Source organism: Pedobacter polysacchareus (assembly GCF_019802255.1).
In the GTDB taxonomy this organism is placed as follows: Bacteria; Bacteroidota; Bacteroidia; order Sphingobacteriales; family Sphingobacteriaceae; genus Pedobacter; species Pedobacter polysacchareus.
Map to the genome: position 1 here is coordinate 354,659 of NZ_JAHYSS010000001.1, position 26,574 is coordinate 381,232.

Below are 26,574 nucleotides of genomic sequence, written 5' to 3' on the forward strand. Positions count from 1 at the left end.
ATATGAACTACCCATTAAATAATATACCCGAAAGATCTGTAAAGCCACGCAATAAAGGAATTACAATGGTCATGGATAAAGGACTAAGCTTAAGGCAAACTGAAGATTTCATCGAAGTTGCCGGAGTACATACTGATATCGTAAAATTAGGCTGGGCAACTTCGTTTGTGACGCCTAACTTAAAAGAGAAGCTCGCAATTTATAGAGATGCAGGAATTCCTACTTATTTTGGAGGGACATTATTCGAAGCTTTCATAATTCGTAATCAGTTTGACGACTACTGCAGAGTGCTGGATAAATATCAGATGGAATATGCTGAAGTTTCTGATGGCTCGATTAGCATTGAACATGACCTTAAATGCGAATTCATCCAGAAATTAGCAAAACAGGTTACTGTAATTTCCGAAGTAGGTTCTAAAGATGCAGCAAAGATTTTTGCCCCATACAAATGGATCAAATTAATGAATGCTGAGCTGCAAGCGGGTTCTTGGAAAGTAATTGCTGAAGCCAGAGAAGGTGGAAATGTGGGCATCTACAGAGGTTCCGGAGAAGTGAGAGAAGGATTAGTAGATGAAATCCTGACTCAAATTCCTGAAGAAACCATCATCTGGGAAGCGCCGCAAAAAGAACAACAAGTTTGGTTTATTAAGCTTCTTGGAGCCAATGTAAACCTTGGAAATATCGCTCCTGCGGAGACCATTCCTTTGGAAACTATCCGTTTGGGCTTAAGAGGTGATACTTTTGATCATTTTCTGAACCTGGATAAATTGTAACCCTACATTTATACAAATGAAGAAATTTGGCCTGATTGGGTATCCCTTATCTCATTCCTTTTCAAAAAAACATTTTACGGAGAAATTCGCTCAGGAACAAATCGCAGACTGTGAGTATGACCTCTATCCAATTGAAAACATCAGTTCTTTCCCGGAGCTGATTGCTGATCAAGAAATTTGCGGAATTAATGTGACCATCCCTCATAAAGTGGGTGTGATGGCCTACATTAATCAGCTGGATGAAGCCGCAGCAGAAATTGGTGCCGTAAATTGTATCGATATTCGCAGAGAAAACGGTAAGGCTGTGCTGAAAGGCTACAATACTGATGCCTATGGTTTTGAAACTTCTTTATTTCCTTTTTTAAAGGAACACCATACTAAAGCCTTGATTTTTGGCGATGGTGGGGCCGCAAAAGCAATAAAATATGTGCTCCATAAGCTGGGGATTTCATTCTTAGTGGTCACTAGAAAACCAGCAGAGGGAACAATCTTATATGAAGCTGTAAACGAAGAAATGCTGCAGGAATATACGGTGCTGATCAACACCACACCTCTGGGAATGTCGCCAAATGTAGACAGCTGTCCGCAAATTCCTTATGAATTTATCACTGAAAAACACCTTTCTTACGATTTGGTTTACAATCCTGAGCTGACAAAATTTTTAGAACGAAGTGCAGCATCCGGTGCCGCTATTAAAAATGGACTGGAAATGTTGTACCTTCAAGCCGAACGCTCCTGGTACATTTGGAACTCCTGATATGAAAAGATTCTTCCCGGTCGGCCTCCTTGCGCTGGTATTGGCTTTTACTGCCTGTCATCAGGAAAACAATTATGCACCGAAGCCGAGAGGGTATTTTCACATCGATTTTCCTAAAAAAGCATACCAGACTTTCAATGAAGGCTGTGCTTTTTCATTTGAATATCCAGTGTATGCAAAAATGATTCCCGATAGCGGCAGAGATACAAAGCCTTGCTGGTATAACCTTTCTTTTCCGCAATTTAACGGACGTCTGCACCTCACTTATTACGATGTATCTTCCAGAAAAGAATATGAGGGCCTGGTAGAAGATGCCAGAACTTTTGCTTTTAAACATACGGTGAAGGCGAATGCGATTGATCAAAAGCTCATCAATTACCCGGAAAAGAAAGTTTATGGCATTTATTACGCGATAGAAGGCAATACTGCTTCTTCTGTACAGTTCTTTTTAACAGACAGTGCAAAACATTATTTCCGTGGTGCTTTATACTTTAATGAGCGCCCGCAGTACGATTCTATTCAACCTGTTGTGAATTTTATAAAGAAAGATATTGATCAGATGATCAGTACCTTCAAATGGAAAAATTAAGAATTATTTTAAATATATGATTAGTATTCAGCAATTTGCTTTCAATCCATATCGTGAAAACACTTACGTTTTATTTGATGAATCTTTTGAATGTGTGATCATCGATCCCGGAATGTATGATGGTGATGAACAAAATGAATTGGTCCGTTTCATCAAGGAAAATAAGCTAAAACCGGTATTGTTGTTAAATACACATTGCCATATCGACCATGTATTAGGGAATAAATTTGTGTACGACAACTGGAGTTTGAGGCCCCAGTTTCATGCAGGAGAACTTTCGGTGCTGCAAGCCATCCCTGGATATGCAACACAGATGGGATTCGAATACGAGCTTTCTCCGGAACCAGAAGTTTTTTTGGGAGAAACCGGAACGGTTAAATTTGGGAACAGTCAGCTGGAACTGATTTTTGCACCAGGTCATTCGCCGGCACATTTATGTTTCTATGCTGCTGCAGACAATTTTTTAATTGGTGGTGATGTACTTTTCTATACTAGTATCGGTCGTACAGACCTTCCTGGAGGGAACCATGCGCAATTAATCAATAGCATAAGAAATAACTTGTTTATATTGCCAGATGATTGCAGGGTTTATCCAGGTCATGGTCAGTTTACGACCATTGGTTTTGAAAAACAACACAATCCATTTTTACAGTCGTAACATTATAACCAGATTTGAATACAGCCTTTTACATAGCCCGCAGGTATCTTTTTGCTAAAAAATCTACCAATGCGATCAACATCATTTCCGCAATTTCCGTGCTGGGGGTTTTTGTGGGAAGCGCTGCATTGATCATTATTTTGTCGGCTTTTAACGGGCTTGGAGAAATGGTGCTGAAAATGTTCAATACCATGACCCCTCAACTGCTCATTCTGCCGGTACATGGAAAAACTTTCGAACCCAATACCGCTTATTTTAATCAACTGAAAAAGGCAGAGGGGGTATTTTCCTATGTGGAAGTCTTGTCAGAAAACGCCTTACTCAAATATAATGATAAGCAGAGTGTAGGTCTGATTAAGGGAGTCAGTCCGGATTACCTAAAGAATAAAAGCCTGGACAGCACGATTATTGACGGACATTTCATGCTCGATAATCCAAGTGGGCACTATGCAGTGATTGGCTCTGCAATTCAGAACTTTCTGGTGGTCAATACCACTGATCCTTTTAATCCATTGCAGGTATATTCGCCTAAAAAAGGGAAACGGGTGAATTCGATTAATCCGGGTGATAATTTTACCGTGCTGACGATCCCGGTATCTGGAGTTTTCGAAGTCCAGCAGGATTTTGACAACGTGGCCATTGTCCCCTTAGACTTTGCCCGCCAGTTATTAGCAGAGCCCAACAAAATTTCTTCCATAGAGCTACTTTTAAATCCAGGCATAGATGCCGATGAATTTAAAGAGGGAATAGAAAAAGAAATAGGCAAGAATTTTATTGTAAAAGACCGTATTCAGCAAAATTCGGCACTTCATAGCATTCTTGGAAGTGAGAAATGGGCCGTATATATCATCCTTACTTTTGTCTTAATAATTGCTATATTTAATATAATCGGTTCATTAACGATGTTGGTGATAGACAAATTAAAGGATATTTCCGTTTTAAGTAGTCTGGGGGCGGGGAAAAGCCTGATCAAGCGGATATTCTTGCTGGAGGGGATGATGATCACCATGACTGGGTGTGTACTCGGGTTATTTGTCGGATTAATTTTCTGTTTGGTGCAGCAGAAATTTGCCCTGATTAAAATGTCTCAAGACAACCCAATGATTTCGAACGCCTATCCGATCGGCTTAAAATGGACGGATTTTTTATTAGTATTTTTAACAGTGACTGTGTTCTCTTTTATGGCATCAGCTTTGTCCTCTAATCTGAGCGTCAAGAAAATTGACCACTTAAATCAAGATCTCTAACATCATGAATATATCTATCAAATCATTACCCTTATTAGTACTCTGCTCAGTTGTTGTCCTTGCCTGTAATACCAAGCCGGTATCTGTTGAAAAGAACAGTACGAGGGTGATTAAAGGCTTGTATAGCTATGGTCCGGAGATTAAATCTTTTACGGATTGCGAAGAAGGGACTGAATATTGGGTGGCCGATAGTGCAAAAACATTGGAACTGGCTTATAATAACTTCAATTTTGAAAAGCCTTATGAACCTGTATACATCGAGGTAGAATGCCATATCATCAGATCTGACAGCTTAATTATTGCCGCAGATTTTGATTCTACTATGGTGGTAACGAAATTATTAAAGATCACTAAAGAAATTCCTGACGGGCCTTGTAATTAAAGTCCCGTCTTTAAATACAGCTAAGGAATCAGGTAAAGGTCTTTTGTAATGGGCTGGATCAATCCTCTTTCCTGTGCCATTTGAAATAACACATCAATTGCTTTTCTGCCTTCTGTACCCAGGTCAATTGAGTATTTGTTAACGTATAGGTCAATGTGTTTGTACATCACTTCCTCACTCATTTCCTGTGCATGCTGTTTGATGAACTCAATTCCAGATTTAGGGTTTGCAAAAGCGTATTCTACAGATTTGCGAAGTACTCTGTTAACTTTTTCTTTTGTGTCCTGATCCAGGTTTCTATTGATCACTATGCCTCCTAAAGGAATGGCACAGCCGGTTTGCTGCTCCCAGTAGTTGCCCAGGTCCATCACCTTGTGTAAGCCCTTGTCCATATAAGTAAACCTGTTTTCATGAATGATCAATCCGAGGTCAATTTGATTTGTCAAAAGTGATTGCTCAATAGCAGAGAAAACCATTTCCTCCTTTTGTACTAAATGGGGGAAGGCAATACCCAACAGGAAGTTAGCGGTAGTATATTTTCCAGGGATGCCTACGCGAAGTTCGGCATTGATATGATCTGGATGATTGGCGAGGTATTCGTTTTTGGCGATAAGTAAAGGTCCAACGCCGAATCCTAAGGCACTTCCTGCATCTAACAGTGCATATTGCTCGTATACATAGGCAAAAGCATGAAAGCTCAGCTTAGTGATGTCAAGTTCCCCTCTCATGGCCTTCTGATTCAATGTTTCCACATCATCAAATGAAACTTTAAAATCTAATCCTTCTGTGTCAATTTTATGATGAATCAGGGCATCAAAGATAAACGTGTCATTTGGGCAAGGGGAAAATCCAAGGCTTAAAGTCATTGCAGTATAATTTTTGGGTTTGGAAAGATCGGCTGATCCGTGGCAACCGATAGGCAAAGGTACTTAAAATCGAAAGGGAAGATCGTTAGCTGTTTGTCAAAAATCCAATAGCCCATTCATTCAAATTCTTGATGGCAAGGCCGATTTTCCAGCTTTCCCGGTTTCTCGGTTCCACATAATTCGAGATGCTGCGGATTTGCAGACAGGGGATGCCGGCTTGCTCACAACTGTAAAGTACCGCCGCGCCCTCCATGCTCTCCGTAATGGGATGCAGTCTGTTTTTAACCGCTTCAATGCTTTCTGCTGAGCCATGAACGGTATTTACGGTGATTCCTTTCACTTTCTTAAGTTCCGATAAAGAGGGGTGAAGCAGGTTGTTATAGGCATGGTAACTGCTTTTTCCAAAACCCAGCGCTTCGATAGGAAGAAATTGGCCATGGTCTTCTGCACCAAGTTCCGAAAAATCATCCGCCACTACATTCAAAACTGTCCCTAGTGGAATCGCCGGGTCAAAAGAACCTGCAATGCCCAGATTGAGCACCAATTGATACCGGTTAGATAAATGCTTTCCTAATGCAAAAGCGGTGGCAGTCATCCCTACCCCAGTAATCAGCAGGTCGAACCTTTCTGTTTTCATCAATGCAGCTCCTGATAACCCAAAATGTTCGGTTAATAAAGAGATTTCTGCATTTGTTGCTGCTACTAAAAGAATCTTCATAAAGCCTAAGTTAGAGATTAAACCTTTCTTCTTTAAGCTTTCTGCGTATATTTGTCAACAATATAAGAGAGAATGATATACATAACCAGAAAAGCATCATTTAACGCTGCGCATAAATTGTCGAGACCGGATTGGTCTGAAGATAAAAACACAGAAGTTTACGGAAAATGTGCCAATCCAAATTGGCATGGACACAACTATCAGCTGTATGTGACTGTTAAAGGGGAGATTAACCCGGAAACAGGCTTCCTTGTAGATCTGAAATGGTTGAAAGACATCACCAATACTTATGTGGTGGATAAAATTGACCACAGAAACCTGAATCTTGATGTAGATTTCATGAAAGGTAAACTGGCCTCTACAGAAAACTTAGCCATTGCAATATGGGAAGAATTACTGCCTCATATTGAAGAGTCTGGCGCGACCCTGCACTGCATCAAAATTTACGAAACTGAAAACAACTTTGTCGAGTACTTCGGCTAATCCATCAGATATGAACAATCATTTAGATCATTTAGATGAAACTGAAGACGGTTACATCAAAATAGATCGTTACAACGAAGGGAAAATCTCCGCTGTAGCGAATCATTATACAGACATTCTAAGCCAGTTAGGCGAAGATCCTAGTCGCGAAGGACTGGTAAAAACACCGGAACGTGTAGCTAAAGCCCTGCAGTATCTAACGCATGGTTACGACCTGGATCCGGCAGCGATCCTTAAAGGTGCAATGTTCAAAGAAGACTACAGCCAAATGGTGGTGGTGAAAGATATTGAAGTATTTTCTATGTGCGAACACCACATGCTTCCTTTCTTTGGAAAAGCCCATGTGGCCTATATTCCGAACGGTCATATCGTTGGATTGAGCAAAATTCCTAGAATTGTTGATGCTTTTTCTCGCCGTTTGCAAGTACAGGAGCGTTTAACAAATGAAATTAGAGATTGTATTCAGGAAACGTTAAATCCTTTAGGAGTAGCCGTGGTGATTGAATGCAAGCATTTATGTATGGCCATGAGGGGAATTCAGAAGCAAAATTCTGTGACTACCACCTCCGCTTTTACAGGAGAATTTGCAAAAGACACAACAAGGGCAGAGTTTTTGAGGTTAATCACTGCCAACTTACACTAAACACACATTCAGCATAAAAATGAAAGCATATATATTTCCAGGACAAGGCGCTCAGTTTTCGGGCATGGGTAAAGAATTGTACGAAAATGAAATCGCTAAAGACCTGTTTGAAAAGGCAAATGAAATTATTGGTTTCCGCATCAGCGACATCATGTTCTCCGGAACGGATGAAGCCTTAAAAGAAACAAAAGTAACTCAGCCAGCTATTTTTCTTCATTCTGTGATTTTGGCAAAAACATTAGGTGCAGATTTTAAGCCTGACATGGTAGCAGGACACTCTTTAGGAGAGTTTTCGGCATTGGTAGCCGCAAATGCTTTGTCTTTTGAAGATGGCTTAAGATTGGTGATTGCAAGAGCAAATGCCATGCAGAAAGCCTGTGAATTACAACCTTCTACCATGGCTGCTATTTTAGGTCTTGCAGATGAGGTAGTAGAAAAAATCTGTGAAGAAATTGACGAAGTAGTAGTGGCCGCAAATTACAACTGTCCTGGACAAATTGTAATCTCTGGCAGCATTGAAGGCGTAGATATCGCTTGTCAGCAGTTAACAGAAGCCGGAGCTAAGCGTGCTTTAAAGCTTAATGTTGGCGGTGCTTTCCACTCTCCATTAATGGAGCCTGCAAGGTTAGAACTTCAGGAAGCAATTGAAAATGTAACGGTACTTTCTCCGGTATGTCCAATTTATCAAAATGTGGATCCGGTTCCAAATACTGATCCTGAAAAGATCAAAGCAAACTTAATTACACAATTGACCGGTGCGGTAAAATGGACGCAAACTATCGAGCGTATGATCGCTGATGGTGCCAGTGAATTTGTAGAAGTGGGTCCTGGCAATGTTTTACAAGGCCTGGTTAAAAAAGTGAATAGAGCCTTCCCAACAAGCTCTGCAACTACCACAGCAAAGGTTTAACGTGAGCATCGCGGGTAAAATCAGATTTTTATTATTGATACTTGGGGCCTGCTGTATTGGCACGGCCCTAACTTTAAAAAGTACGATCAGTAAGAAAGATCTGCTTACCCATGAAGCGGCAACCCTTCAGGAAAACCTGAGTGATAAAGAAAGTATTGTTTACGACTTCCTGTCCGATTCGAAAAGGGTGGAACAGGCCAAGCAATATGAGCTCAATGAAAAATACGCTTTAGACTTTATTAATCTTTATCCACAGCAGGGAATCAATCTGCTGGTGTATGAAAAAAATGATTTAAAATTCTGGAGCTCTTTTAGTGCCTTTCCTTCCAGTTTGGATGTGATAAATGAGGGCTCATCCTTCGTTCAGCTGCCCAATGGCTGGTATGAAGTGGTTCGGAAGACAACCGGAAATTATGCGCTGGTGTTTCTCATCGAGGTGATGGATCAGTATAATATTCAAAATCAGTACCTGCTGAATGACATTTCACCTCACCTATTACCTTCCAATTCATTATCTCTGGCCTCTTTTACGGATACAGACGTTTTTGGCATCAATAATTTTGAGGGCCGACTGCTGTTTGAAGTAAAGCTAAAACCGAGTTATACCAAGAGTATTTATTCAAAAATTGAGGTTTGGTTATGGGCAATTGGCCTGTTTAGCATTTGTTTATTCTTCAATTCCTTTTGTGTCTGGATGGTGAAAAAAGGGCGATTGCTTTCTGCCACCTTATTACTGACTTTGTTCTTTGTGGTCTTGAGGGTAACAGATCTGGAATACGGGTGGTTCAATCAACAGTTTGACCTGCTGATATTTAGTCCTACGATATATGGGGAGAGTTTCTTTCTACCTTCTTTAGGCGACTTCCTACTCAATGTATTTGCCATTACCTGGGTCGTTTATTTTATTTATAAACACAGAAATGAGTACCACTTGCCTTCCTGGCTAACTAAAAACAAAATAGCAGGATGGGCTTGTTACCTGATATTACTGGCCTTTTTTGGTCTGCTTGCGTTGATCAGTGACCAGATTTTCTTTGGGCTGATCATCAATTCAAAGATCAATTTTGACATCACTAATATCATCAATCTTGGCTGGGTAAGCTGGATCAGTATTGTTATCCTATGTCTGGTATGGTTCAATATTTACCTGATCATTACCATATTGTTGGAACTGAGTAAAACCTTGAATGTCACAAATAAGGAGCGGTTAATGCTGTTTCTGTTTGCATTCTTAGCTTACCTTTGCTACCGCCTAAGTACAGATTTCAGTATTTTCTTTGTGGTGTATGCTGTGTTTATCCTCACAGTAGGCTGGAATGTGTTTATTAAAGACAATAAATTCTCTATCGGGGTTTTTACGACTATATTCTTCTGCCTGGCCTTCATGTCCTCTATCAAGTACTTGAAATTTATCGATATAAAAGAGAAAAATAAAAGGCTTACGATTGCGCAGAAACTGGAATCTACAGACGATCCTAAGATCATCAGTGCAATTGAGAGCCTGGAAGTAGGTATTTACACAGATAGTTTTGTTGCTGATTACTTTAAGCAACCTACGATGGGCAGGTCTGATGTTTTGCAAAGACACATCAATAAGCAGTTTTTGGGAGGCTATCTTTCCAAATTCGAATACAATATTTACGAATACGACAGCAAGGATTCTTCGCTAAATAAGCAGGGAGCTCCCTTGAGTTATTACAAAAAGCTGGTGCAGACAGGTTCTATAAAAGCTTCTGAATCAAATTTCTTTTACCGGCTGAATGATACTTTTGGTTATCAAAACTACTTCGGGATTATTCCTATTTTCGAGGATAATCACATCCTTGGGACACTGGTGATCGAACTGAAATCGCAGCAATACAATTACAATAGTCAACTTCCGGATATCCTGATCGACCGTAAAAATAAGAGCGAGGATGATTATAGCAATTACTCTTTTGCCTTCTACAGTTATGGTAAATTAGTCAATCAATCGGGACCATACACGTATAAACTCTCTGCTCTGGATTTTAGAGCTGAGCCTAGGAAGCCTAGGATCGTCACAGACAGCCTTGGGTACACACATGTAGTGTACATGCCCATCGCCTCCAAAATGATCGTTGTGAGCAAGGAAAAGGTGTCTTATGTGGCGCGCCTCGCTACGCTGTCTTTCTTCTTTTTGGTTTTCATTATTTTCTCAGTTACGCTCTATGCTTTAATCTGGGTACTAAAGAATATCGATGAAAGCTGGGGTGGCTGGTTCAATATCAATCGTTCGTTAATGATCAATGCGAACAAAATCCTCTATAAGACCAGGATTCAGTTCTCAATTGTACTTTCCGTAGTGGCCACTTTGGTGATTGTAGGCTGGACCACCTATTTCTACATCCGCGACGAGTACCGCAGACAGCAGGAAGACTATATTCAGGAGAAAATAAGAAAAGTACAACTGTCTTATGAAAAACGAATCTTAGCTACGGGATTGCCGACCTCTGATGAGGAGTCTACGCGGTTTTTTAATGAGTTCGCTGATGTGAATGGTGCCTACCTCAACCTTTTTGATGCAAATGGAGACCTCTTGTTTACCTCTTTGCCAAGGATTTATGATTTCGGTATTATAGGGCGTAAAATGGGTGCAAAAGCCTATGTTTTCCTGAAACAGATGCAAAGATCGGAGTACATCAATCCAGATGAACACATCGGGGATTTCGGTTATTCTTCTGCTTATGCGCCGATTCGCAATGCGATGAATGAGACCGTTGCTTACATCGGACTGCCTTATTATGCCAATGAAGCAGATTATCAGCGTAAAATCGGCCTATACATCAATACCTTGATTAACATTTATGCCCTGGTATTTGTAGCCATTGGTATTCTGGCTGTGTTTCTAGCCAATCAGATCACCAGCCCGCTTACTTTTATTCAGGAAAGTATCCGAAAGACCAAATTAGGCCAAAAAAATCAGCCTATTCAATGGTCGAGGCATGATGAAATTGGTTCCCTGATTCGGGAATACAATAAGATGATTGCCGCCTTAGAGGAAAGCGCTTCGAAACTTGCCCGATCCGAAAGGGAAATTGCCTGGCGGGAGATGGCCAAACAGGTGGCGCATGAGATTAAAAATCCTTTAACGCCATTAAAACTAGGCGTGCAGCTGCTGGAGAAATCCTGGAAAGAGAAAGATCCTAATTTTGAAAAGAAGTTTGAGCGTTTTAATAAGTCATTTATAGAACAGATTGATAGCCTGGCTTCTATCGCTTCAGAGTTCTCCAATTTCGCGAAGATGCCAGATACCAAACTGGAAAAACTACGTTTACTCCCGATTATACAGCAGGCAAGGGATGTTTTTACGAATACGCAAAATGTAGAAATTTATATATTTAACCATACCAGCTTAGAAGTCATGATCCTTGGTGATAAAGATCAAATGCTGCGTACATTTAATAACCTGCTTAAAAACGCGATTGAAGCCGCCGGTACAGACACGAGATGCGTTATTAAAGTGAATGTGATGAATGATGAGGAAAACGTATTTGTAGAGGTAGAAGACAATGGCAAGGGTATTGACCCAGAGCAGCAGGATAAGATTTTTGTACCCAACTTCACCACTAAATCGTCTGGAACAGGATTAGGTCTGGCCTTCGTAAAACAAGCTGTGGAAAATGCGGGGGGAACGGTTTCGTTTAAGTCCTTTACTGATGTGGGAACCACTTTTTACCTGAGCTTCCCACTATCTTAATCGGATTTCTAGTTTAATTCAATTGCTGCTTTACCCATGGTAAAACCATCTGCATAAAGAATAATCGAATAAGTGCCTTTAATAAAAGGGTTCGGATTGATCCAGTCCATCTTATAAACAGTATTGTCGTCGTTATAAGAAATGGAGGTCGAAGAGGTGTATTGCATTTGCTCACCATCTGCTTCAAATAGATTTTCACCGTTAGCAATCAGGTTTCCTGCAGGGTCAAATACACGCAGATATATCTTATGGTAATCTTTAGCGGCTAGCGCATTTGATGCGATATTGAAGTTAATGGTTAGTTTTTTTGCGGTACTGGCACGGGTCACTTCTATGTTTTTCCCATTGTTTTTCACTTTATAAGCTACAATAGATACATTTCCAGCTTTTAAAGCGGCACCAGTTTTTACTTTAGCTTCTAATGCTGTGTTTTTCTTCTCCAGATCGCTGGCCTTTTGACTGGCAGTATAGGCAAACTCTTTTAAGCTGTCACGCTGTGTGCGTAAATAAGTATTCTCTTTTTCTAAACGGACGATTTCATCGCTGTAGTTTTTCACAAATTCACGTAGTTCTTTTACCTCTTTCTGGGCAGTATTGAGGTCACCTTGGGTCAGTTTACCATTTTGAAGGGCAAGTTTCAACTCCGCAATCTTCGCTCTCGCGAGCTTTTGTTCTTCCTGAAGCTTGTCTGTTAAGGTAACATTTAGTGCGTTTACCTTATCCAGTTCCGCTTCTATTTTCTCCACTTCAAGTTTTAGTCTGTCTTTTTCTGTGCTCACGGTTACAAAGCGCTGGCTTTGATGTCGGTCTTTTAAGTATAAGTAAGCATTGGTTCCCAGAAGGGCGAGAATGACAACAATTAGAAAATATATCTTATTGCGGTCTCCCTTATTCACCATCTCATTTTGGTCTGACATTTCTTGAATTCTTCTCTAAAGGTGTTTAAAACGCGAACATAATATAAAAATATAGGAAATAGTAAAAAAAACAGCCTATTTGTATGAGACTTTAAAAAAAATCGTTTACTTGCTAAGATCTCGAATACACAACGTATACCAGAACACACAAAGAAAAAGAATTATTAAAGTACAAATTATATAAAATGTTTAAAAATACTATCTATGGGCTGTTGTTTCTAATAGCGCTAACTCCATATCTATCTTTCGCACAAGGCACATCAAAAATTGCTCCAAAAAGAGAGTTTCGAGGGGTATGGGTGGCCACAGTTGCAAATATAGACTGGCCTTCTAAACCGGGTTTAAGCATGGATCAGCAGAAGCAGGAATTAATAGGCTTATTGGAAATGCATAAAGCGAATGGAATGAATGCGATCATGTTACAGGTAAGGCCGGCAGCAGATGCTTTTTACGCCAAATCGAGGGAACCCTGGAGTCAGTGGTTAACCGGCAGACAAGGGGTTGCTCCAGGACTTGATTATGATCCATTGGCCTTTGCAATTAAAGAAGCACATCAAAGGGGAATGGAGCTACATGCCTGGTTCAATCCATATCGTGCTACAACAAGCCCGAGTACGGTGGTGAGCGCTGATCACATGACCAGAAAGCGCCCGGAATGGTTCTTTACTTACGGTGGGAAGAAACAGTTTGACCCAGGGATTCCAGAAGTAAGGGAATACATCATTCAGGTGATTCTGGATGTGGTGAAAGGTTATGATGTGGATGGAATCCATTTTGACGACTACTTTTACCCTTACAAAATAGCCGGACAAAAGATCAATGATGAGGCTACATTTAGCAAGTATGCTAACGGTTTCACCAATATCAACGATTGGAGAAGGAACAATGTCGATTTACTGATTAAACAGCTGGACGATAGTATTCATACCCATAAAAAGTATGTTAAATTTGGAGTAAGCCCTTTTGGCATCTGGAAAAACGACAATGAAGATGTGGAGGGTTCTGCTACGCGTGGATTATCAAACTTTCATGAACTGTTTGCCGATTCTAGAAAATGGGTAAAAGAAGGATGGGTAGATTACATCAATCCGCAGATATATTTCAGTTTTACCCGTAAAGCAGCCCCTTTTGCTACCTTGGTAGATTGGTGGAGTAATAATACTTATGGTCGCCATCTCTATATCGGTCAGGGTGCATACCTGGTGAATCAAAAGATGGAAGCCGCCTGGAGATTACCAGAGCAGGTGCCAGATCAAATCCGGTACTTACGTCAGAACAACCGTGTACAGGGAAGTGTGTTTTTTAGCTCAAAATCCTTTTCTACGGTCGCGCGGGCAGTGGGAGATTCTTTAAGAAACGACCTTTATACATTTCCGGCGTTGCCTCCTCAAATGCCATGGCTGGATGATGTTGTACCTCATGCACCACAGGAATTGACGGCTGAAGCCAGGAACGATGGAGTGCACCTGAAATGGGAAAAACCAACGGTTGCCAGTGATGGCGAAACAGCATCAGGATATGTAATCTACCGGTTCAATGAAGGGGTCAAAGTGGATGTGCTGGATGCCAGAAATATCCTTAGAATCAGCTTCGAGAATTATACTTCCTTTATCGATACCACGGTAGAGAAGGGAAAAAGATATACATACCTGGTGACGGCATTGGATCGATTGAAGAATGAGAGCGAGCCAAGCAGCCCTGTTGGACTGGAAACAATTGCATTGGTTAAACTAGAAAAGTAAGGGAATAAAGCTCGTATCATTAAGATAGGGCTGATCAATTTGAGAATGGACTTGATCCATTCTATAGATATAAAAGGCCTGATGTTTTAAATATTCATCAGGCCTTTTATTTACGAGTGTGTCCACACTATTTTAGGATTTTTTCTATTTATCTTACGAACACCTGCTTATTTTTGTGGAACCAGTACGAAACGGAGGTAATTGTTTTCGTTCAGGTATTTGTTTGCTGCAGCTTTTGTGCTTTCTACAGTTACCTTTTCCAATAATTTAGGCTGCTGGAATACCATGTCCATTGGTTCTCCATTTTTAATACAGCTGCTCAGGTAACCTAACCAAAAACCATTGTTTCTAAGACTCAGTTCCGTCTGACGCTGTTCTTCAGATTTAAATTTCATCAGGTCATCTGCTGATGCACCACTCTGTTTGATTTTGTTGACTTCATCTAGGGCCGCTGAAATCAGCTTTTCTACATTTGCTGGAGCACAGCTAAATGAAATCGTGAAATAGTAGTGAGGATTCGGCTCTTTGTTGATGCTAAGGCTTACATTAGGGCTGTATACGCCACTTTCTTTCTCTCTCAGACGTTCCAGTATTTTGATTTTCAAGGCTTCGTTTAAGGCATCTAGCTGTACGTTGTTTTCTGCTGAAAAGTCGTAATCTCCATGGAGGTACAATTGTACTGCCGCTTTATCTTCCAAACCTTTGTAAACAGTTTTGCTGATCTTTCCTACTGGAGGTTTTACACCATTGTCTGCGAAGTTTTGTTTTTTACCTGCTGAAGGCAGGCTGGCAATATAAGTTTCAATTAAAGGTTTAATCGCATTCACATCAAAGGCCCCAACGATCACAAAAGTCTGCTCTCCAAGGTCTGCAAATCGGTCTTTATAGAATTCAAAAGCCTTGTCTAGTGAGATTTTATCCAGATCCGATAATTTCATTGGCATGCCACGTTCATGGTAAGAAGCCATTACTGCCTGTACCGTGTCTGCAAATACACTGCTCGGACTGGCATTTTTATTGGCTAGAATAACCTTATAATCACTCATGTTTTTATTGAAAATCTCTACATCTTTTCTTGGTTTGGTTGCATACGCGAATACCAATTGGAAAGCTGTTTCCAGGTCTTTTGGAGAAGCACTGCCACTGAAACCCTGATAGAGATCGCTCACATAAGCGCCTGCATTCGCCGTATTCCCTGCAAGCAGTTTATTCAGGTTCGAAGGATTAAACTCCCCAACACCACTTTCAGGGATCAGGCTTACGAGTTCAGCAGAGCGGAAATCCGAATTGCTGGCCAGAGAAGTTCCTCCTTTAGAGAAGGAGCTGAAAACAATCTGGTCATTTTTGAAATCTGTCGGTTTCAATAGTACTTTAATGCCGTTGCTTAGCGTCAATTCTGTGGCGCCTACGGCATCAATTTTCTTTTCTGAAACAATCTTCCCGGCTGCAGGTTTTTTGTCTAGCAGCGGCTTGTTGATGGAGTTGTCCACGTAAGGAGTGACGCCATTTCCAGCATTTTTTAAGGCCGCTAATAATTGCGCTTCAGTAGGTAAACTGGCCTTTTCTTTTTCTGGTGCCATCACCAGGACAATCTGATTGTCTTTTGTAATCAGGGTTTTTGCCAGCGCATTGATATCAGCAAGGCTGATTTCTTCCAGCGCCTTTTTAGTCAGGTTATAGCTATATTCTGTGGAAGCAATACTACTTCCTTCCAGAAAATTATTCAGGTATTTTTGAACAAAGCTGGAAGAAGGAGTTTTATCTTTTTCTTTCAGGCGTTTTTCATTGGCAGCGGTAATGTTCTTCTTGGCAATCTCTATTTCTGAAGGTAGAAAACCGAATTTGCTCACGCGTTCATTTTCTGCTAAACCAGCAGTAATGGCTTTTTCTAATGTGGCACCAGAATTGGAAACAACTACCGTCTGAAAGGCATTGATATTGGGTACCAATCCTCCCTGGAAAGGGCCATAACTAGACTGTGCTAGCAAAAATGGTGCATTTCCTTTTTGAAGGATCTCTTGTAAACGTGCGCCTAACATGCTGTTGATCATGGAGTACATCAGGCTCTTCTTTAAATCTGCGGTAGTCTTCACCACTCCACCACGTTGTTTATACATCACTTGTGCTACATTGTAAGGCTGTTCAGGGTCTGTGATGATCTTTACCAATGGCTCCTTATTATCAGGAAGGTCGTAGGTTAAACGTGGTCTTGGATTGGTAGGATTGGCCAGGTCAGAGAAGTTTTGTTTGATCAGCTGCTCCACTTCATTCACATCAAAATCACCTACTGCAATTACTGCCTGTAGGTTTGGTCGGTACCAATCTTTATAAAAATTGCGGATTTTATCGTGTGTAAAGCTTTGCAGTAAATCAATTTTACCAATTGGTATGCGATTTTCATAACGTGAACCTTTCAAGATCAAAGGCAGCATCTGCTTTTGCATTCTTTCCTGGGCATTTTTTCCACGCTGACGATCTTCTTCAATGATTACACCACGTTCTTTATCAATTTCTTCGCCATCCATACTGATTTTTCCTGCCCAGTTGGCCAGGATTTTAAATCCTGACTTGAATACTGCAGCACTATCTGTAGGGATAGGCAGTTGATAGACAGTTTGATTGAAACTGGTATAAGCATTTAAATCTGCTCCAAAGCGAACACCTGCTTTTTGAAGGTAATCAATCATTTCATTTTTAGGGAAATCTTTAGAGCCGTTAAAGGCCATGTGTTCCGTAAAGTGGGCGAGGCCCCGCTGGTCATCATTCTCCATTAAGGAGCCAATGCGAGTGGCTAAATACAGTTCTGCCCTGTTTTTAGGCTCTGTATTTTTTCTGATGTAATAAGTGAGTCCGTTTGGAAGTTTTCCTATTTTAACATTTGGATCATTTGGGATGAGCTGTCCATCTGTTTTTTTTGCAGGGATGGTAGTACTGGTTTTCCCAGTGCCTGTTTTTTTTTGGGCATATCCAGGGCTATAAACAGCCAATTGTGCGACCAGTCCTATCGCGAGAATATAAATGTTTTTCTTCATGTAGTTTGACAATAAGTTAGACTAAATTATAGTTTTATCATGAGTATTCATGAGCCATCGGCAAAGATTTTCCGTTCAGCATAAAATGGCGTATATAAAAAAAACCGCTAAGCTTCAGGAGCTTAGCGGTTGTAAAGTATTTAAGGGTAAATTCGATTAGAAATGGTAACGCACAAAGGCTTCCATTGCTTCATATTCCGCCAATCCAAGGTGATCATAAGCTTCGGCAGTTTCTCTGTTTCTGTCTTCAGCTCTCACCCAGAATTCTCTGGAATCATCACCAGGGAATACAGCGCGGTCTTTTTGTGATTGGTGTTTGAAAATAGCGAATTTCTTTTTCTCTACTTCCTGTGGACTCAATGGCACGGCCATTTCGATTTCATAAGTATCAAATTCTAACCATGCACCACGGTATAACCATAACCAGCAGTCTTTAACCCAGCTTTCAGTTTTTGCTAGTCTTTGTAATGCTGATAAAATGATATTGAAACATACGATGTGTGTACCATGTGGATCTTCAAAATCTCCAGCTGCAAATACCTGCTCTGGTTTGATTTTTTGTAAAAGCTCCATCGTCAGTTCGATGTCTCTCTCGGTTACCGGATTCTTTTTAGTTTTTCCACTTTCGTAGAAAGGAAGGGCCATGAAATGGATATGGTCATCTTCTAAACCGCAGAATCTGGCACCAGCAATCGCTTCTCCTTTTCTGATCAATCCTTTCACTGTTTGTAATTCCGGAGTATCTACCTGATTTGGTTGTTTGGTCTCGATGAAGCTGCGGATATTTTGGTAAATACCTTTCATTTCATCCTGAGCCATGCCCATTTTTTCTGAGAAATCGATGTTGAATTCTAAGAAACGCAGTGCATCATCATCCCAAACTGCAGTATTTCCTGAGGTTTGGTAAGCTACATGTACATCATGTTTCTGGTCTACTAAACGGATAAAAGTACCGCCCATAGAGATCACATCATCATCAGGGTGTGGAGAGAAAATTACCACACGTTTGTTCGCTGGTTCCGCACGCTCTGGTCTTTGAGAATCATCTGCGTTTGGTTTACCACCCGGCCATCCAGTGATGGTGTGCTGTAATTTGTTGAAAATATGAATGTTAATATTGTATACCGGACCTTGTTCCACTGCAAGCTGAGCCATACCGTGGTTGTTATAGTCGTCTTCAGTCAGTTTCAAAATTGGCTTACCTAGCGTGTTTGCCAACCAGATTACTGCCTTTCTGGTCATTACTTCATCCCAGATGCAGTCTTTTACCAACCAAGGTGTATCAAAACGTGTCAATAAAGAAGCCGCATCCTGATCCAGGATGAATTCTACATGTTCAGATAATTGCAGATAAGTAGCAGGAACTTCACTTGAAATTTCACCTTCTACTGCTTTTTTAATGATGGAAGCTTTTTTCTTATTCCAGGCCATAAGAATGATCTCACGGGCTTTGAAAATAGTACCGATACCCATGGTAATTGCTTTTGTAGGAACAAAAGATTTACCACCAAAGTCGCGGGCTGCATCTCTTCTGGTCAAATCGTCAAGAGTAACTAAACGAGTACCTGAGTTTGGCGCAGAACCTGGCTCATTGAAACCAATGTGACCAGTACGACCGATACCCAGAATCTGAATATCTAAGCCACCAACTTCAGTGATCTTTTTCTCGTAAGCTAAACAGAAAGCAGGAATGTCTTCCAGTTTCAAGGTACCATCAGGGATGTTTACGTTTTCTTTTTCAATGTCAATATGATCAAATAAATGATCATTCATGAAAGATACATAGCTCTGTGCAGCAGTTGGCTGCATAGGGTAGTACTCATCAAGGTTGAATGTGATTACATTTTTAAAGCTCAAACCTTCTTCCTTATGCATTCTAACTAATTCCGCGTACACCGCTATTGGTGTAGCTCCGGTAGCTAGGCCTAAGACAGCCTTGGAATTGTTCTTTTGTTTTTCTTTAATAAGGTCCCCGATGCGGTGAGCAACACTTAAAGATGCTGCTGTAGGATTTTCAAAGACAGAAACGGGCAGTTTTTCAAAACGCGTTTCTTCCAGAAGATTTAATCTTGCCATTTAATTGTTCTTAAATTTTGTACGGAGCAGTAAATATAGGGACTCTGCCGACTTAATCCAAATTTTTAACCCCGCTGTGTTTTTTGTTTGAAATTGGCAATCAAAATGGCTGTTTTTTACAAAACTGTTAGTTTTTTCAACAAATTCGGAGGATTTTTTATGAAATCCCTTGGAGCAATTGATTTTAACCTATTTTAGTATCCGACAAATCAGCTTTATGAATTCAAACTGGAAATCACTCTACGAAATACTGCAGAAACCGGAACGCCTGATCATCGGACTGATGTCTGGCACTTCTTTAGATGGCCTGGACATTGCCCTTTGTGCGGTAAAAGGAAATGGTGCGGAAACCATCTTGAAAGTGCTGGAATTTACTACGGTTCCTTATCACCAGGAGTTTAAGCGCGAAGTCAAATCTATTTTTTCCAGGAGAGATGCTGATCTGCAAATGGTTTGCCTGATGAATGAGAAGATTGGCCTATACCATGCAACGCTGATTTTGGAAACCTTAAAAGCCTGGGGAAGAACACCTGTCGAAATTGATGTGATCGCCAGTCATGGGCAAACGATTTTTCATGCGCCTGCAACTTTACATGGCCTGCAGGATTACCCAAATGCCACCCTTCAAATTGGTGACGGCGACCATATCGCAGTGAAGACCGGCATCATTACCATTTCAGATTTCCGTCAGAAACATCTGGCAGCCGGGGGAGAAGGAGCTCCATTGGCAGTTTACGGAGATTACCTGCTTTTCTCAAAAAAAGGAGAAGACCGCATCATGCTCAATATTGGAGGAATTGCCAATTTTACCTATCTGCCAGCCGATCACGACGCTTCGAAAGTTTTTTCCACCGATGTTGGCCCTGGAAATACGATGATGGATCAATATGTTCAGCAGCATTATCCAGGCTTATATTTTGATGAAAATGGAACAATTGCTACTGAAGGAACGGTGAATGAAGACTTATTAACCGCTTTATTAACAAATGAATTTCTAAACGCTGATTTTCCGAAAACCACCGGTCCTGAACTTTTCAATTTGAGCTACTTATCCACAGCACAAGAACAATCAGGCACTTTAAACCTTGCTAAAGAAGATGTACTCGCCACTTTATGTGCCTGCTCGGCAAAAGTGATCCTGGCGGCCATCAACAAATGCTTTGGAAAAACCGCCACACCTTATATATATATGAGTGGAGGAGGGATGCACAATCCACTTTTAGTAAGGATGCTGAAAGCTGGTCTGCCAAAGGCGAAATTCTGCACTACAGCACAGCTGGAAATTAATCCGGATGCTAAAGAAGCAGTGCTGTTTGCCGTCCTGGCCAATGAGACTTTAGTTGGCGAAAAAATCAATTTCGGTGCGCGCCAAGGTGTCCCTTCTATCCGAATGGGAAAAATCTCTCTGCCTGATTAACCGGAGAATACGGAATCCCTGTGCTCCTCTCATAAATTTTCCTATTTTTGCAACCAAACTATAATACATTATGGCAAGTTTTACACTTACTCCTGAGACCTGGACAAAGGTTAAAATTAAGTTTCTTAGAAAATACCGCGACCTGGCGAAAGAGAACCTATCTTTTGTTCCTGGACAAGAAGACCAATTGGTAGAGCAATTGATGGACTTAGTAAAAAGAAACCGCGAGTATGTAGAATTTACCATCAAGAAAGCCCTGGCTGATCCTGATGGCAACAGGCTATAATTCCCATTAGCCTATTGAGTTCCAAGCCTTTTTTGTAAATTTACCTTTCAACAGATGGGTAAAATGAAAAAATTCAGACTTGTAGCCGCCTTTTCGCTGATTGCTTTTGCTTCCATAAGCTGGTCTTTTAAGGAAGATCTTTTTCAGGTTTCCAAAAACCTGGATATTTTCGCGTCTTTATATAAAGAGATTAACATCAATTATGTAGACGAAACCAATCCATCCAACCTCATGCGTAGCAGTATTGATGCCATGCTGGATGGACTAGACCCCTATACAGAATACATTCCTGAGTCTGAAGTCGAAGATTATAAACTAAAATATGTGAGCACCCAATATGGGGGCATTGGCGCGAGTACGCTTTTTATTGAAGGAAAGCTATTTGTAAACGAAGTGACAGAAGGCTACCCTGCGGATAAGCAAGACCTGAAACCTGGCGATCAGATTGTAAAAATCAACGATGTTGCGGTAAAAGGAAAAGAACGTGCACAAGTAAGTCAGCTGCTGCGTGGTCCTCGCGGTTCAGCAGTGACTTTATTAGTCATCAGAAATGGTGCGGTGATCACCAAAAATCTCAACCGGGATGAAATTAAACAGCCGAATGTTTCTTATTCTGGCATGACCGAGGATCATTTTGCCTACATCAGATTGGATAAATTTCTGGAGAATGCAGGGCAGGAAGTAAAGGATGCGGCTATTGACCTGAACAAACAGCAGCCTAAAGGGATGATCATTGATCTGCGCTACAATGGTGGCGGAATCCTGCAGGAAGCCGTGAAAATTGTGAACCTGTTTGTAAATAAAGATGTTTTAGTGGTGACTCAAAAAGGTAGAAACCCACAAAAAACCATTACTTATAAAACCCTGGCAGATCCCTTACTTCCTCAAATTCCATTGGTGATTCTGGTAGGGGGCAATTCTGCTTCTGCCTCAGAAATTGTGGCGGGTGCTTTACAGGATTTAGACAGAGCCATTATTGTAGGGCAGCGCAGTTATGGAAAAGGGCTGGTGCAGCAAACTTTCCCCTTGCCCTATAATAGCCTGGTGAAAGTAACTGTGGCCAAGTACTTCACCCCTTCAGGGCGCTGTATTCAGGCCTTGGATTATTCCCATAAAGACCAGAATGGAAAAACACCTAAAGTAGCGGATTCCCTGATGAATAAATTCAGTACCCGTACCGGAAGAAGCGTGTATGATGGCAATGGCATTTATCCTGACATCTTTGTGGAAAGCCCTAAACTGAGCCCGATTACAATCTCTTTACTGAATAAAAGCTTATTTTTTGACTATGCCAATGCCTATAAAAAGAACAATAAAACCATCGCCCCTGCGGCAAGTTTTCAATTGACAGATCAGGATTATGTCGCTTTCCTGACTTCCCTTGAAGGAAAAGACTATGCTTATGTTTCCAAAACGGAGCGCTTATTGGCAGATTTGCGTACGGAGGCCGAAAAAGAAAATAAGCTACCTGCTGTAAAAGCAGATCTGGAAGACCTTAAAGCTAAAATGTTAGGGGCAAAGAAAACAGACCTGACTACCTTCAAACCGGAAATTAAAAGAGTTCTGGAAACACAGATTGTGAGCAGGTATTATTATGAAAAAGGAAAGGTGATCCAGGCTTTTCAATATGATAAAGAGCTGAGTGCAGCAAAAGCTGTATTGAGCAATTCGTCAAAAATGCTGGCAATATTGAAAGGGGAGGGCGAATATAAAACTATAGGCAGCCCAATTAAGACAATTGCGGCTGCTCCTATAGAAAATTAATTAGTGTAGTTTAACGACCAGTCCGTCCATTGCCGGACTCAATTGTAACTGGCAGGCTAACCTGGAATTAGGCAGTAAATCTGGTAAGGTGTCCAGCATGGCGTATTCGTCATCTGTCATCTCATTCAATTTCTCTTCTCCTTCCAGCACGTCTACGCAGCAAGTTGCGCAAAGTGCCATTCCACCACAGGTGGCAAGAATATCGTATTCACATGCTTTCAGGTATTCCATCAAGCTCAGGCCCATATCTACAGGCGCTTCTAAAGTTGTTCTGCTGCCATCCGGATTTTGGACGTGCAGGGTAATGTTATTTTCTTCCATGTTTAGAATTCGGATACCCCGTTTACGGTAGTGTATTTCATGGTATATTTAACGCCTGGGTTCATGTACTGGTAAGCACTGTGACTCATTAATGCTGCTTCATGGAAACCGCAAAGGATTAATTTTAATTTGTTGGTGTAAGTGTTGATGTCGCCAATTGCATAGATACCTGGGATATTGGTCGAATAGTCATCTGTATTTACTTCAATTGCACTTTTGTTGATGTTTAAGTTCCATTGTTCAATTGGACCTAATTTAGGACTCAATCCGAAAAGAGGAATCAAATGATCTGCTTGGATTGTGCTTTTTTCCAGGCTGCGGTTATGAACAAGTTCCACTGTTTCCAGTTTTCCATTTCCATGAACAGAGCTTAAATTGCTGTTCAATACCAGGTTGATTTTGCCGCTTTCCGCAAGCGCCATTACCTTGTTTACTGAATCAGGTGCACCACGGAAGCTTTCGCTGCGGTGAACTAAAGTCAATTCGTCTACAATATCCGCAAGGAAAATTGTCCAGTCTAAAGCAGAGTCACCACCACCGGCGATTACCATTTTCTGGCCACGGTATTTTTCAGGATCAAGAATCATATAATTCACCCCTTTACCGTTTTCAAACTGCTCTAATCCTTCTACTGCTGGTTTACGAGGCTCAAAACAGCCCAATCCGCCAGCAATTACCACTACTTTAGCTTCGATGATCGTACCCATATTAGTGGTCAACACAAAATCTCCTTCTCCACGTTTCTCCAGACCTTCAATACGTTCTCCTAAAGTAAAACCAGGATGGAAAGGTTTCCCTTGCTCCATTAGGTTGTCAATCAATTCCTGAGCAAGTACTGTTGGGTAGCCTGGAATGTCATAAATAGGTTTCTTAGGATATATTTCAGACAATTGACCACCTACCTGAGGTAAGTAATCGATCAAATGACAACGCATTTTAAGGAGTCCTGCTTCAAAAATCGCAAATAAACCAACGGGTCCGGCGCCAATAATGGCTATATCTGTAGAAATCATGTGTTTAAATTTTGTGCGAATTTACGAACTTTTGTTTTAATAACCGCGACTGTTTAGATATATTCTAGATAATTGATAGAACTTATGACAAACCCGCGATATTTTTTTTACTTATCTTTGTTGATACTGATGACAAAAAACATATATTTTGCTTCTGATTTCCACCTGGGTTCTCCCAGTCATCAGGAAAGTAGAAAGCGCGAAGATCGAATTATTCGTTGGTTAAACGCTATAGAAAGCAGTTGTGCTGAGCTTTTTTTGATGGGTGATATTTTTGACTTCTGGTTTGAATATCGGGAAGTAGTCCCAAAAGGTTTTGTTCGCCTGCAAGGTAAGCTCGCTTCCATGACGGACGCAGGAATAAAAATTTATTTTTTTAAAGGTAACCATGACATGTGGGTGAATGATTATTTCACGACAGAAATGGGCATTGAAATCATTAGCGATGAAATGGTCATGGAGCGAAATGGTAAAAGTTTTTACCTGCACCATGGGGATGGACTAGGGCCTGGCGATGAAAAATATAAGTTGTTAAGAAAAGTATTTAGAAACCCGGCTTGTCAGTGGTTATTTTCTATTGTGCCCCCACGTATTGGACTGGGAATCGCCAATTGGTGGTCTGGGAGCAGCAGGGTAGCCAATAAAATAGAGGAAGCGTTTCATGGAGAAGAATTTGAATGGCTGGCGATTTATGCAAAAGAACAATTGCAAAAGAGACACTACGACTATTTCGTGTTCGGACACCGTCACTTGCCCTTAGAGATCGATCTGAATGGGAAAAGTAAGTATGTGAACCTCGGGGAATGGATTAATTTTAATTCTTATGCGGTATTTGACGGCAAAGAATTAACACTGAACTATTTCGAAAAATAATCATCAGGGCTGTAAGAATCCGGCAAGCAGTAAATTTTTAGTGTCAATTAACTGAAAAAGCCGTATTTTTGCCTTCCAAAATAAATCAATTGCCAGGACAGGATCCGCAGGACGGGTCTGAATCAAAAAGGCAACAAGTATTAATTTTCTGAAAAAAGAATATGTTAGAAAAATTAGAAGCAATTAAGCTACGCTGGGAAGATGTAGAAGAACAGTTGAGTAATCCTGATACGATGCAGGATATGAAACGTTTTGCGGCTTTAAATAAAGAGTATAAAGATTTAGGCAAGATTGTAGACCAATATAAGATCTACAAGAATGTAATGAGCAATATCGAAGCAAACAAGGAAATTCTGGCTACAGAAAAGGATGCCGAGATGCGCGAAATGGCTAAAGAAGAATTGGATATGTTGCTGAAGCAGCAGGAAGAACTGGAAGAAAAAGTACGTTTGATGCTGATTCCTGTAGATCCTGAAGATGCTAAAAATGCAGTATTCGAGATTCGTGGTGGTACTGGTGGTGATGAAGCAGCTTTATTTGCTGGTGATTTATACCGTATGTACAGCCGCTTCTTCGAACAAAAAGGCTGGAAGGTAGAAACCGTTGATGTAACTGAAGGTACTGCCGGTGGTTATAAAGAGGTGATCCTGAAAGTAAGTGGAGAAGATGTTTACGGACAATTGAAATATGAATCAGGTGTACACCGTGTTCAACGTGTACCAGATACAGAAACTCAGGGTCGTGTACATACTTCAGCGGCTTCTGTTGCGGTATTGCCAGAAGCAGAAGAAATCGATCTATACCTTAACCCTGCAGATATTGACTTGCAAACTTCCCGTTCAGGTGGAGCCGGTGGTCAGAATGTGAATAAAGTAGAGACGAAAGTGCAGTTGACTCACAGACCTTCTGGACTGGTAGTGGTTTGTCAGCAGGAACGTTCTCAGCTTGGAAACAGAATCATTGCAATGGAGATGCTGCGTAGTAAACTATATGATATTGAATTGCAGAAGAAAAATGGAGACATTGCTGCAAGACGTAAGACCATGGTATCTACCGGTGACCGCTCTGCAAAGATCAGAACTTACAACTATCCTCAAGGAAGAGTAACAGATCACCGCATCGGATTGACACTTTATAACCTAAATCATGTGATGGATGGTGGTGTTCAGGAGCTGATCGACGCATTACAATTCGCGGAGAATGCTGAAAAGATGAAAGAAGGCTCTGTGGCTTAACCAGTTGCGATTATTTCAAAAAATAGTTTGTAAATATAAATAAAGACTCTATATTTGCAATCCCGAAAGGGAACAACGGACCGGTAGTTCAGCTGGTTAGAATGCCGCCCTGTCACGGCGGAGGTCGCGGGTTCGAGTCCCGTCCGGTCCGCAA

The 26,574-nt window shown here is 40.9% G+C and carries 23 protein-coding genes and 1 tRNA gene; 17 read left to right on the top strand and 7 right to left on the bottom strand.

The window, feature by feature from the left end; genetic code table 11:
- Nucleotides 1-2: 2 nt before the first annotated feature.
- Genes K7X70_RS01455 through K7X70_RS01480 form a run of 6 tightly spaced genes read left to right on the top strand, consistent with a single transcriptional unit; the run spans nucleotide 3 to nucleotide 4,406 of the window.
- Nucleotides 3-773, top strand: a complete 771-nt coding sequence (locus K7X70_RS01455) for a phosphosulfolactate synthase (RefSeq protein WP_222535395.1) — start codon at nucleotides 3-5, stop codon at nucleotides 771-773.
- Nucleotides 774-789: 16 nt separating this feature from the next.
- Entirely contained in the window at nucleotides 790-1,530 is a 741-nt protein-coding gene (locus K7X70_RS01460; protein WP_222535396.1) for a shikimate dehydrogenase family protein, read from the top strand.
- 1 nt (nucleotide 1,531) lies between these two features.
- Nucleotides 1,532-2,119, top strand: coding sequence for a gliding motility lipoprotein GldD (gene gldD / locus K7X70_RS01465; RefSeq protein WP_222535397.1), 588 nt, complete (start codon nucleotides 1,532-1,534; stop codon nucleotides 2,117-2,119).
- Between the two features lie 16 nt (nucleotides 2,120-2,135).
- A complete protein-coding gene (locus K7X70_RS01470; protein ID WP_222535398.1) occupies nucleotides 2,136-2,777 on the top strand; it encodes an MBL fold metallo-hydrolase in 642 nt (213 codons plus the stop codon).
- A 14-nt stretch (nucleotides 2,778-2,791) separates the two neighbouring features.
- Nucleotides 2,792-4,024: an ABC transporter permease gene (locus tag K7X70_RS01475; RefSeq protein WP_222535399.1), complete on the top strand. Its 1,233-nt coding sequence runs from the start codon at nucleotides 2,792-2,794 to the stop codon at nucleotides 4,022-4,024.
- Nucleotides 4,025-4,028: 4 nt separating this feature from the next.
- Complete coding sequence (locus tag K7X70_RS01480) at nucleotides 4,029-4,406, top strand: hypothetical protein (RefSeq protein ID WP_222535400.1); 378 nt, start codon at nucleotides 4,029-4,031, stop codon at nucleotides 4,404-4,406.
- A 20-nt stretch (nucleotides 4,407-4,426) separates the two neighbouring features.
- On the opposite strand, the gene K7X70_RS01485 is transcribed toward K7X70_RS01480, so the two are convergent.
- Both K7X70_RS01485 and mqnB read right to left on the bottom strand, forming a co-directional pair.
- Entirely contained in the window at nucleotides 4,427-5,272 is an 846-nt protein-coding gene (locus K7X70_RS01485) for a menaquinone biosynthesis family protein (protein ID WP_222535401.1), read from the bottom strand.
- Between the two features lie 85 nt (nucleotides 5,273-5,357).
- Nucleotides 5,358-5,990 (bottom strand): futalosine hydrolase, encoded by a 633-nt coding sequence (mqnB, locus tag K7X70_RS01490; RefSeq protein ID WP_222535402.1) that lies wholly within the window; start codon nucleotides 5,988-5,990, stop codon nucleotides 5,358-5,360.
- A 72-nt stretch (nucleotides 5,991-6,062) separates the two neighbouring features.
- Here mqnB and K7X70_RS01495 point away from each other — a divergent pair, with 72 nt between their 5' ends.
- Genes K7X70_RS01495 through K7X70_RS01510 form a run of 4 tightly spaced genes read left to right on the top strand, consistent with a single transcriptional unit; the run spans nucleotide 6,063 to nucleotide 11,744 of the window.
- Nucleotides 6,063-6,473, top strand: a complete 411-nt coding sequence (locus K7X70_RS01495) for a 6-pyruvoyl trahydropterin synthase family protein (protein ID WP_222535403.1) — start codon at nucleotides 6,063-6,065, stop codon at nucleotides 6,471-6,473.
- 10 nt (nucleotides 6,474-6,483) lie between these two features.
- Nucleotides 6,484-7,116, top strand: coding sequence for a GTP cyclohydrolase I FolE (gene folE / locus K7X70_RS01500; RefSeq protein WP_062546500.1), 633 nt, complete (start codon nucleotides 6,484-6,486; stop codon nucleotides 7,114-7,116).
- A 19-nt stretch (nucleotides 7,117-7,135) separates the two neighbouring features.
- Entirely contained in the window at nucleotides 7,136-8,026 is an 891-nt protein-coding gene (gene fabD, locus K7X70_RS01505; RefSeq protein ID WP_222535404.1) for an ACP S-malonyltransferase, read from the top strand.
- Between the two features lies 1 nt (nucleotide 8,027).
- Nucleotides 8,028-11,744, top strand: coding sequence for a sensor histidine kinase (locus tag K7X70_RS01510; protein WP_368388025.1), 3,717 nt, complete (start codon nucleotides 8,028-8,030; stop codon nucleotides 11,742-11,744).
- An 8-nt stretch (nucleotides 11,745-11,752) separates the two neighbouring features.
- Here K7X70_RS01510 and K7X70_RS01515 read toward each other — a convergent pair whose 3' ends face one another.
- Entirely contained in the window at nucleotides 11,753-12,661 is a 909-nt protein-coding gene (locus K7X70_RS01515; RefSeq protein ID WP_222535405.1) for a DUF8428 domain-containing protein, read from the bottom strand.
- 185 nt (nucleotides 12,662-12,846) lie between these two features.
- On the opposite strand from K7X70_RS01515, the gene K7X70_RS01520 reads away from it, so the two are divergent.
- Nucleotides 12,847-14,403, top strand: a complete 1,557-nt coding sequence (locus tag K7X70_RS01520) for a glycoside hydrolase family 10-like protein (protein WP_222535406.1) — start codon at nucleotides 12,847-12,849, stop codon at nucleotides 14,401-14,403.
- A gap of 167 nt (nucleotides 14,404-14,570) precedes the next feature.
- Here K7X70_RS01520 and K7X70_RS01525 read toward each other — a convergent pair whose 3' ends face one another.
- Both K7X70_RS01525 and nagB read right to left on the bottom strand, forming a co-directional pair.
- Nucleotides 14,571-17,435, bottom strand: coding sequence for a M16 family metallopeptidase (locus K7X70_RS01525; RefSeq protein WP_222535407.1), 2,865 nt, complete (start codon nucleotides 17,433-17,435; stop codon nucleotides 14,571-14,573).
- 156 nt (nucleotides 17,436-17,591) lie between these two features.
- Nucleotides 17,592-19,511, bottom strand: coding sequence for a glucosamine-6-phosphate deaminase (nagB, locus tag K7X70_RS01530; protein WP_222535408.1), 1,920 nt, complete (start codon nucleotides 19,509-19,511; stop codon nucleotides 17,592-17,594).
- A gap of 217 nt (nucleotides 19,512-19,728) precedes the next feature.
- Here nagB and K7X70_RS01535 point away from each other — a divergent pair, with 217 nt between their 5' ends.
- From K7X70_RS01535 to K7X70_RS01545, 3 genes are all read left to right on the top strand, one after another.
- The gene (locus tag K7X70_RS01535; RefSeq protein WP_222535409.1) at nucleotides 19,729-20,928 is read left to right on the top strand and encodes an anhydro-N-acetylmuramic acid kinase; all 1,200 of its coding nucleotides are present in this window, start codon (nucleotides 19,729-19,731) and stop codon (nucleotides 20,926-20,928) included.
- Nucleotides 20,929-20,998: 70 nt separating this feature from the next.
- A complete protein-coding gene (locus K7X70_RS01540; protein ID WP_222535410.1) occupies nucleotides 20,999-21,214 on the top strand; it encodes a hypothetical protein in 216 nt (71 codons plus the stop codon).
- A gap of 63 nt (nucleotides 21,215-21,277) precedes the next feature.
- Nucleotides 21,278-22,978 (top strand): S41 family peptidase, encoded by a 1,701-nt coding sequence (locus tag K7X70_RS01545; RefSeq protein ID WP_222535411.1) that lies wholly within the window; start codon nucleotides 21,278-21,280, stop codon nucleotides 22,976-22,978.
- On the opposite strand, the gene K7X70_RS01550 is transcribed toward K7X70_RS01545, so the two are convergent.
- On the bottom strand, nucleotides 22,979-23,299 hold the full coding sequence (locus tag K7X70_RS01550) for a 2Fe-2S iron-sulfur cluster-binding protein (RefSeq protein ID WP_062546508.1): 321 nt from the start codon (nucleotides 23,297-23,299) through the stop codon (nucleotides 22,979-22,981).
- Between the two features lie 2 nt (nucleotides 23,300-23,301).
- Entirely contained in the window at nucleotides 23,302-24,312 is a 1,011-nt protein-coding gene (locus K7X70_RS01555) for an NAD(P)/FAD-dependent oxidoreductase (protein WP_062546509.1), read from the bottom strand.
- A 129-nt stretch (nucleotides 24,313-24,441) separates the two neighbouring features.
- On the opposite strand from K7X70_RS01555, the gene K7X70_RS01560 reads away from it, so the two are divergent.
- The 3 genes from K7X70_RS01560 (at nucleotide 24,442) to K7X70_RS01570 (ending at nucleotide 26,571) form a co-directional block, all read left to right on the top strand.
- A complete protein-coding gene (locus K7X70_RS01560) occupies nucleotides 24,442-25,185 on the top strand; it encodes a UDP-2,3-diacylglucosamine diphosphatase (RefSeq protein ID WP_222535412.1) in 744 nt (247 codons plus the stop codon).
- 161 nt (nucleotides 25,186-25,346) lie between these two features.
- Nucleotides 25,347-26,420: a peptide chain release factor 1 gene (gene prfA / locus K7X70_RS01565; RefSeq protein WP_222535413.1), complete on the top strand. Its 1,074-nt coding sequence runs from the start codon at nucleotides 25,347-25,349 to the stop codon at nucleotides 26,418-26,420.
- Nucleotides 26,421-26,497: 77 nt separating this feature from the next.
- A tRNA-Asp gene (locus K7X70_RS01570) sits at nucleotides 26,498-26,571 on the top strand.
- Nucleotides 26,572-26,574 lie beyond the last annotated feature (3 nt).

Excerpts from the sequence above, each read along its gene's own strand:
- K7X70_RS01515 (WP_222535405.1), bottom strand. The coding sequence starts at position 12,661 with ATGTCAGACCAAAATGAGATGGTGAATAAGGGAGACCGCAATAAGATA.
- K7X70_RS01535 (WP_222535409.1), top strand. The coding sequence starts at position 19,729 with ATGAATTCAAACTGGAAATCACTCTACGAAATACTGCAGAAACCGGAA.
- K7X70_RS01560 (WP_222535412.1), top strand. The coding sequence starts at position 24,442 with ATGACAAAAAACATATATTTTGCTTCTGATTTCCACCTGGGTTCTCCC.
- K7X70_RS01550 (WP_062546508.1), bottom strand. The coding sequence starts at position 23,299 with ATGGAAGAAAATAACATTACCCTGCACGTCCAAAATCCGGATGGCAGC.
- K7X70_RS01495 (WP_222535403.1), top strand. The coding sequence starts at position 6,063 with ATGATATACATAACCAGAAAAGCATCATTTAACGCTGCGCATAAATTG.
- K7X70_RS01455 (WP_222535395.1), top strand. The coding sequence starts at position 3 with ATGAACTACCCATTAAATAATATACCCGAAAGATCTGTAAAGCCACGC.
- K7X70_RS01480 (WP_222535400.1), top strand. The coding sequence starts at position 4,029 with ATGAATATATCTATCAAATCATTACCCTTATTAGTACTCTGCTCAGTT.
- K7X70_RS01485 (WP_222535401.1), bottom strand. The coding sequence starts at position 5,272 with ATGACTTTAAGCCTTGGATTTTCCCCTTGCCCAAATGACACGTTTATC.
- folE (WP_062546500.1), top strand. The coding sequence starts at position 6,484 with ATGAACAATCATTTAGATCATTTAGATGAAACTGAAGACGGTTACATC.
- mqnB (WP_222535402.1), bottom strand. The coding sequence starts at position 5,990 with ATGAAGATTCTTTTAGTAGCAGCAACAAATGCAGAAATCTCTTTATTA.
- K7X70_RS01555 (WP_062546509.1), bottom strand. The coding sequence starts at position 24,312 with ATGATTTCTACAGATATAGCCATTATTGGCGCCGGACCCGTTGGTTTA.
- prfA (WP_222535413.1), top strand. The coding sequence starts at position 25,347 with ATGTTAGAAAAATTAGAAGCAATTAAGCTACGCTGGGAAGATGTAGAA.
- gldD (WP_222535397.1), top strand. The coding sequence starts at position 1,532 with ATGAAAAGATTCTTCCCGGTCGGCCTCCTTGCGCTGGTATTGGCTTTT.
- K7X70_RS01545 (WP_222535411.1), top strand. The coding sequence starts at position 21,278 with ATGAAAAAATTCAGACTTGTAGCCGCCTTTTCGCTGATTGCTTTTGCT.
- nagB (WP_222535408.1), bottom strand. The coding sequence starts at position 19,511 with ATGGCAAGATTAAATCTTCTGGAAGAAACGCGTTTTGAAAAACTGCCC.
- K7X70_RS01460 (WP_222535396.1), top strand. The coding sequence starts at position 790 with ATGAAGAAATTTGGCCTGATTGGGTATCCCTTATCTCATTCCTTTTCA.
- fabD (WP_222535404.1), top strand. The coding sequence starts at position 7,136 with ATGAAAGCATATATATTTCCAGGACAAGGCGCTCAGTTTTCGGGCATG.
- K7X70_RS01520 (WP_222535406.1), top strand. The coding sequence starts at position 12,847 with ATGTTTAAAAATACTATCTATGGGCTGTTGTTTCTAATAGCGCTAACT.
- K7X70_RS01540 (WP_222535410.1), top strand. The coding sequence starts at position 20,999 with ATGGCAAGTTTTACACTTACTCCTGAGACCTGGACAAAGGTTAAAATT.
- K7X70_RS01525 (WP_222535407.1), bottom strand. The coding sequence starts at position 17,435 with ATGAAGAAAAACATTTATATTCTCGCGATAGGACTGGTCGCACAATTG.
- K7X70_RS01470 (WP_222535398.1), top strand. The coding sequence starts at position 2,136 with ATGATTAGTATTCAGCAATTTGCTTTCAATCCATATCGTGAAAACACT.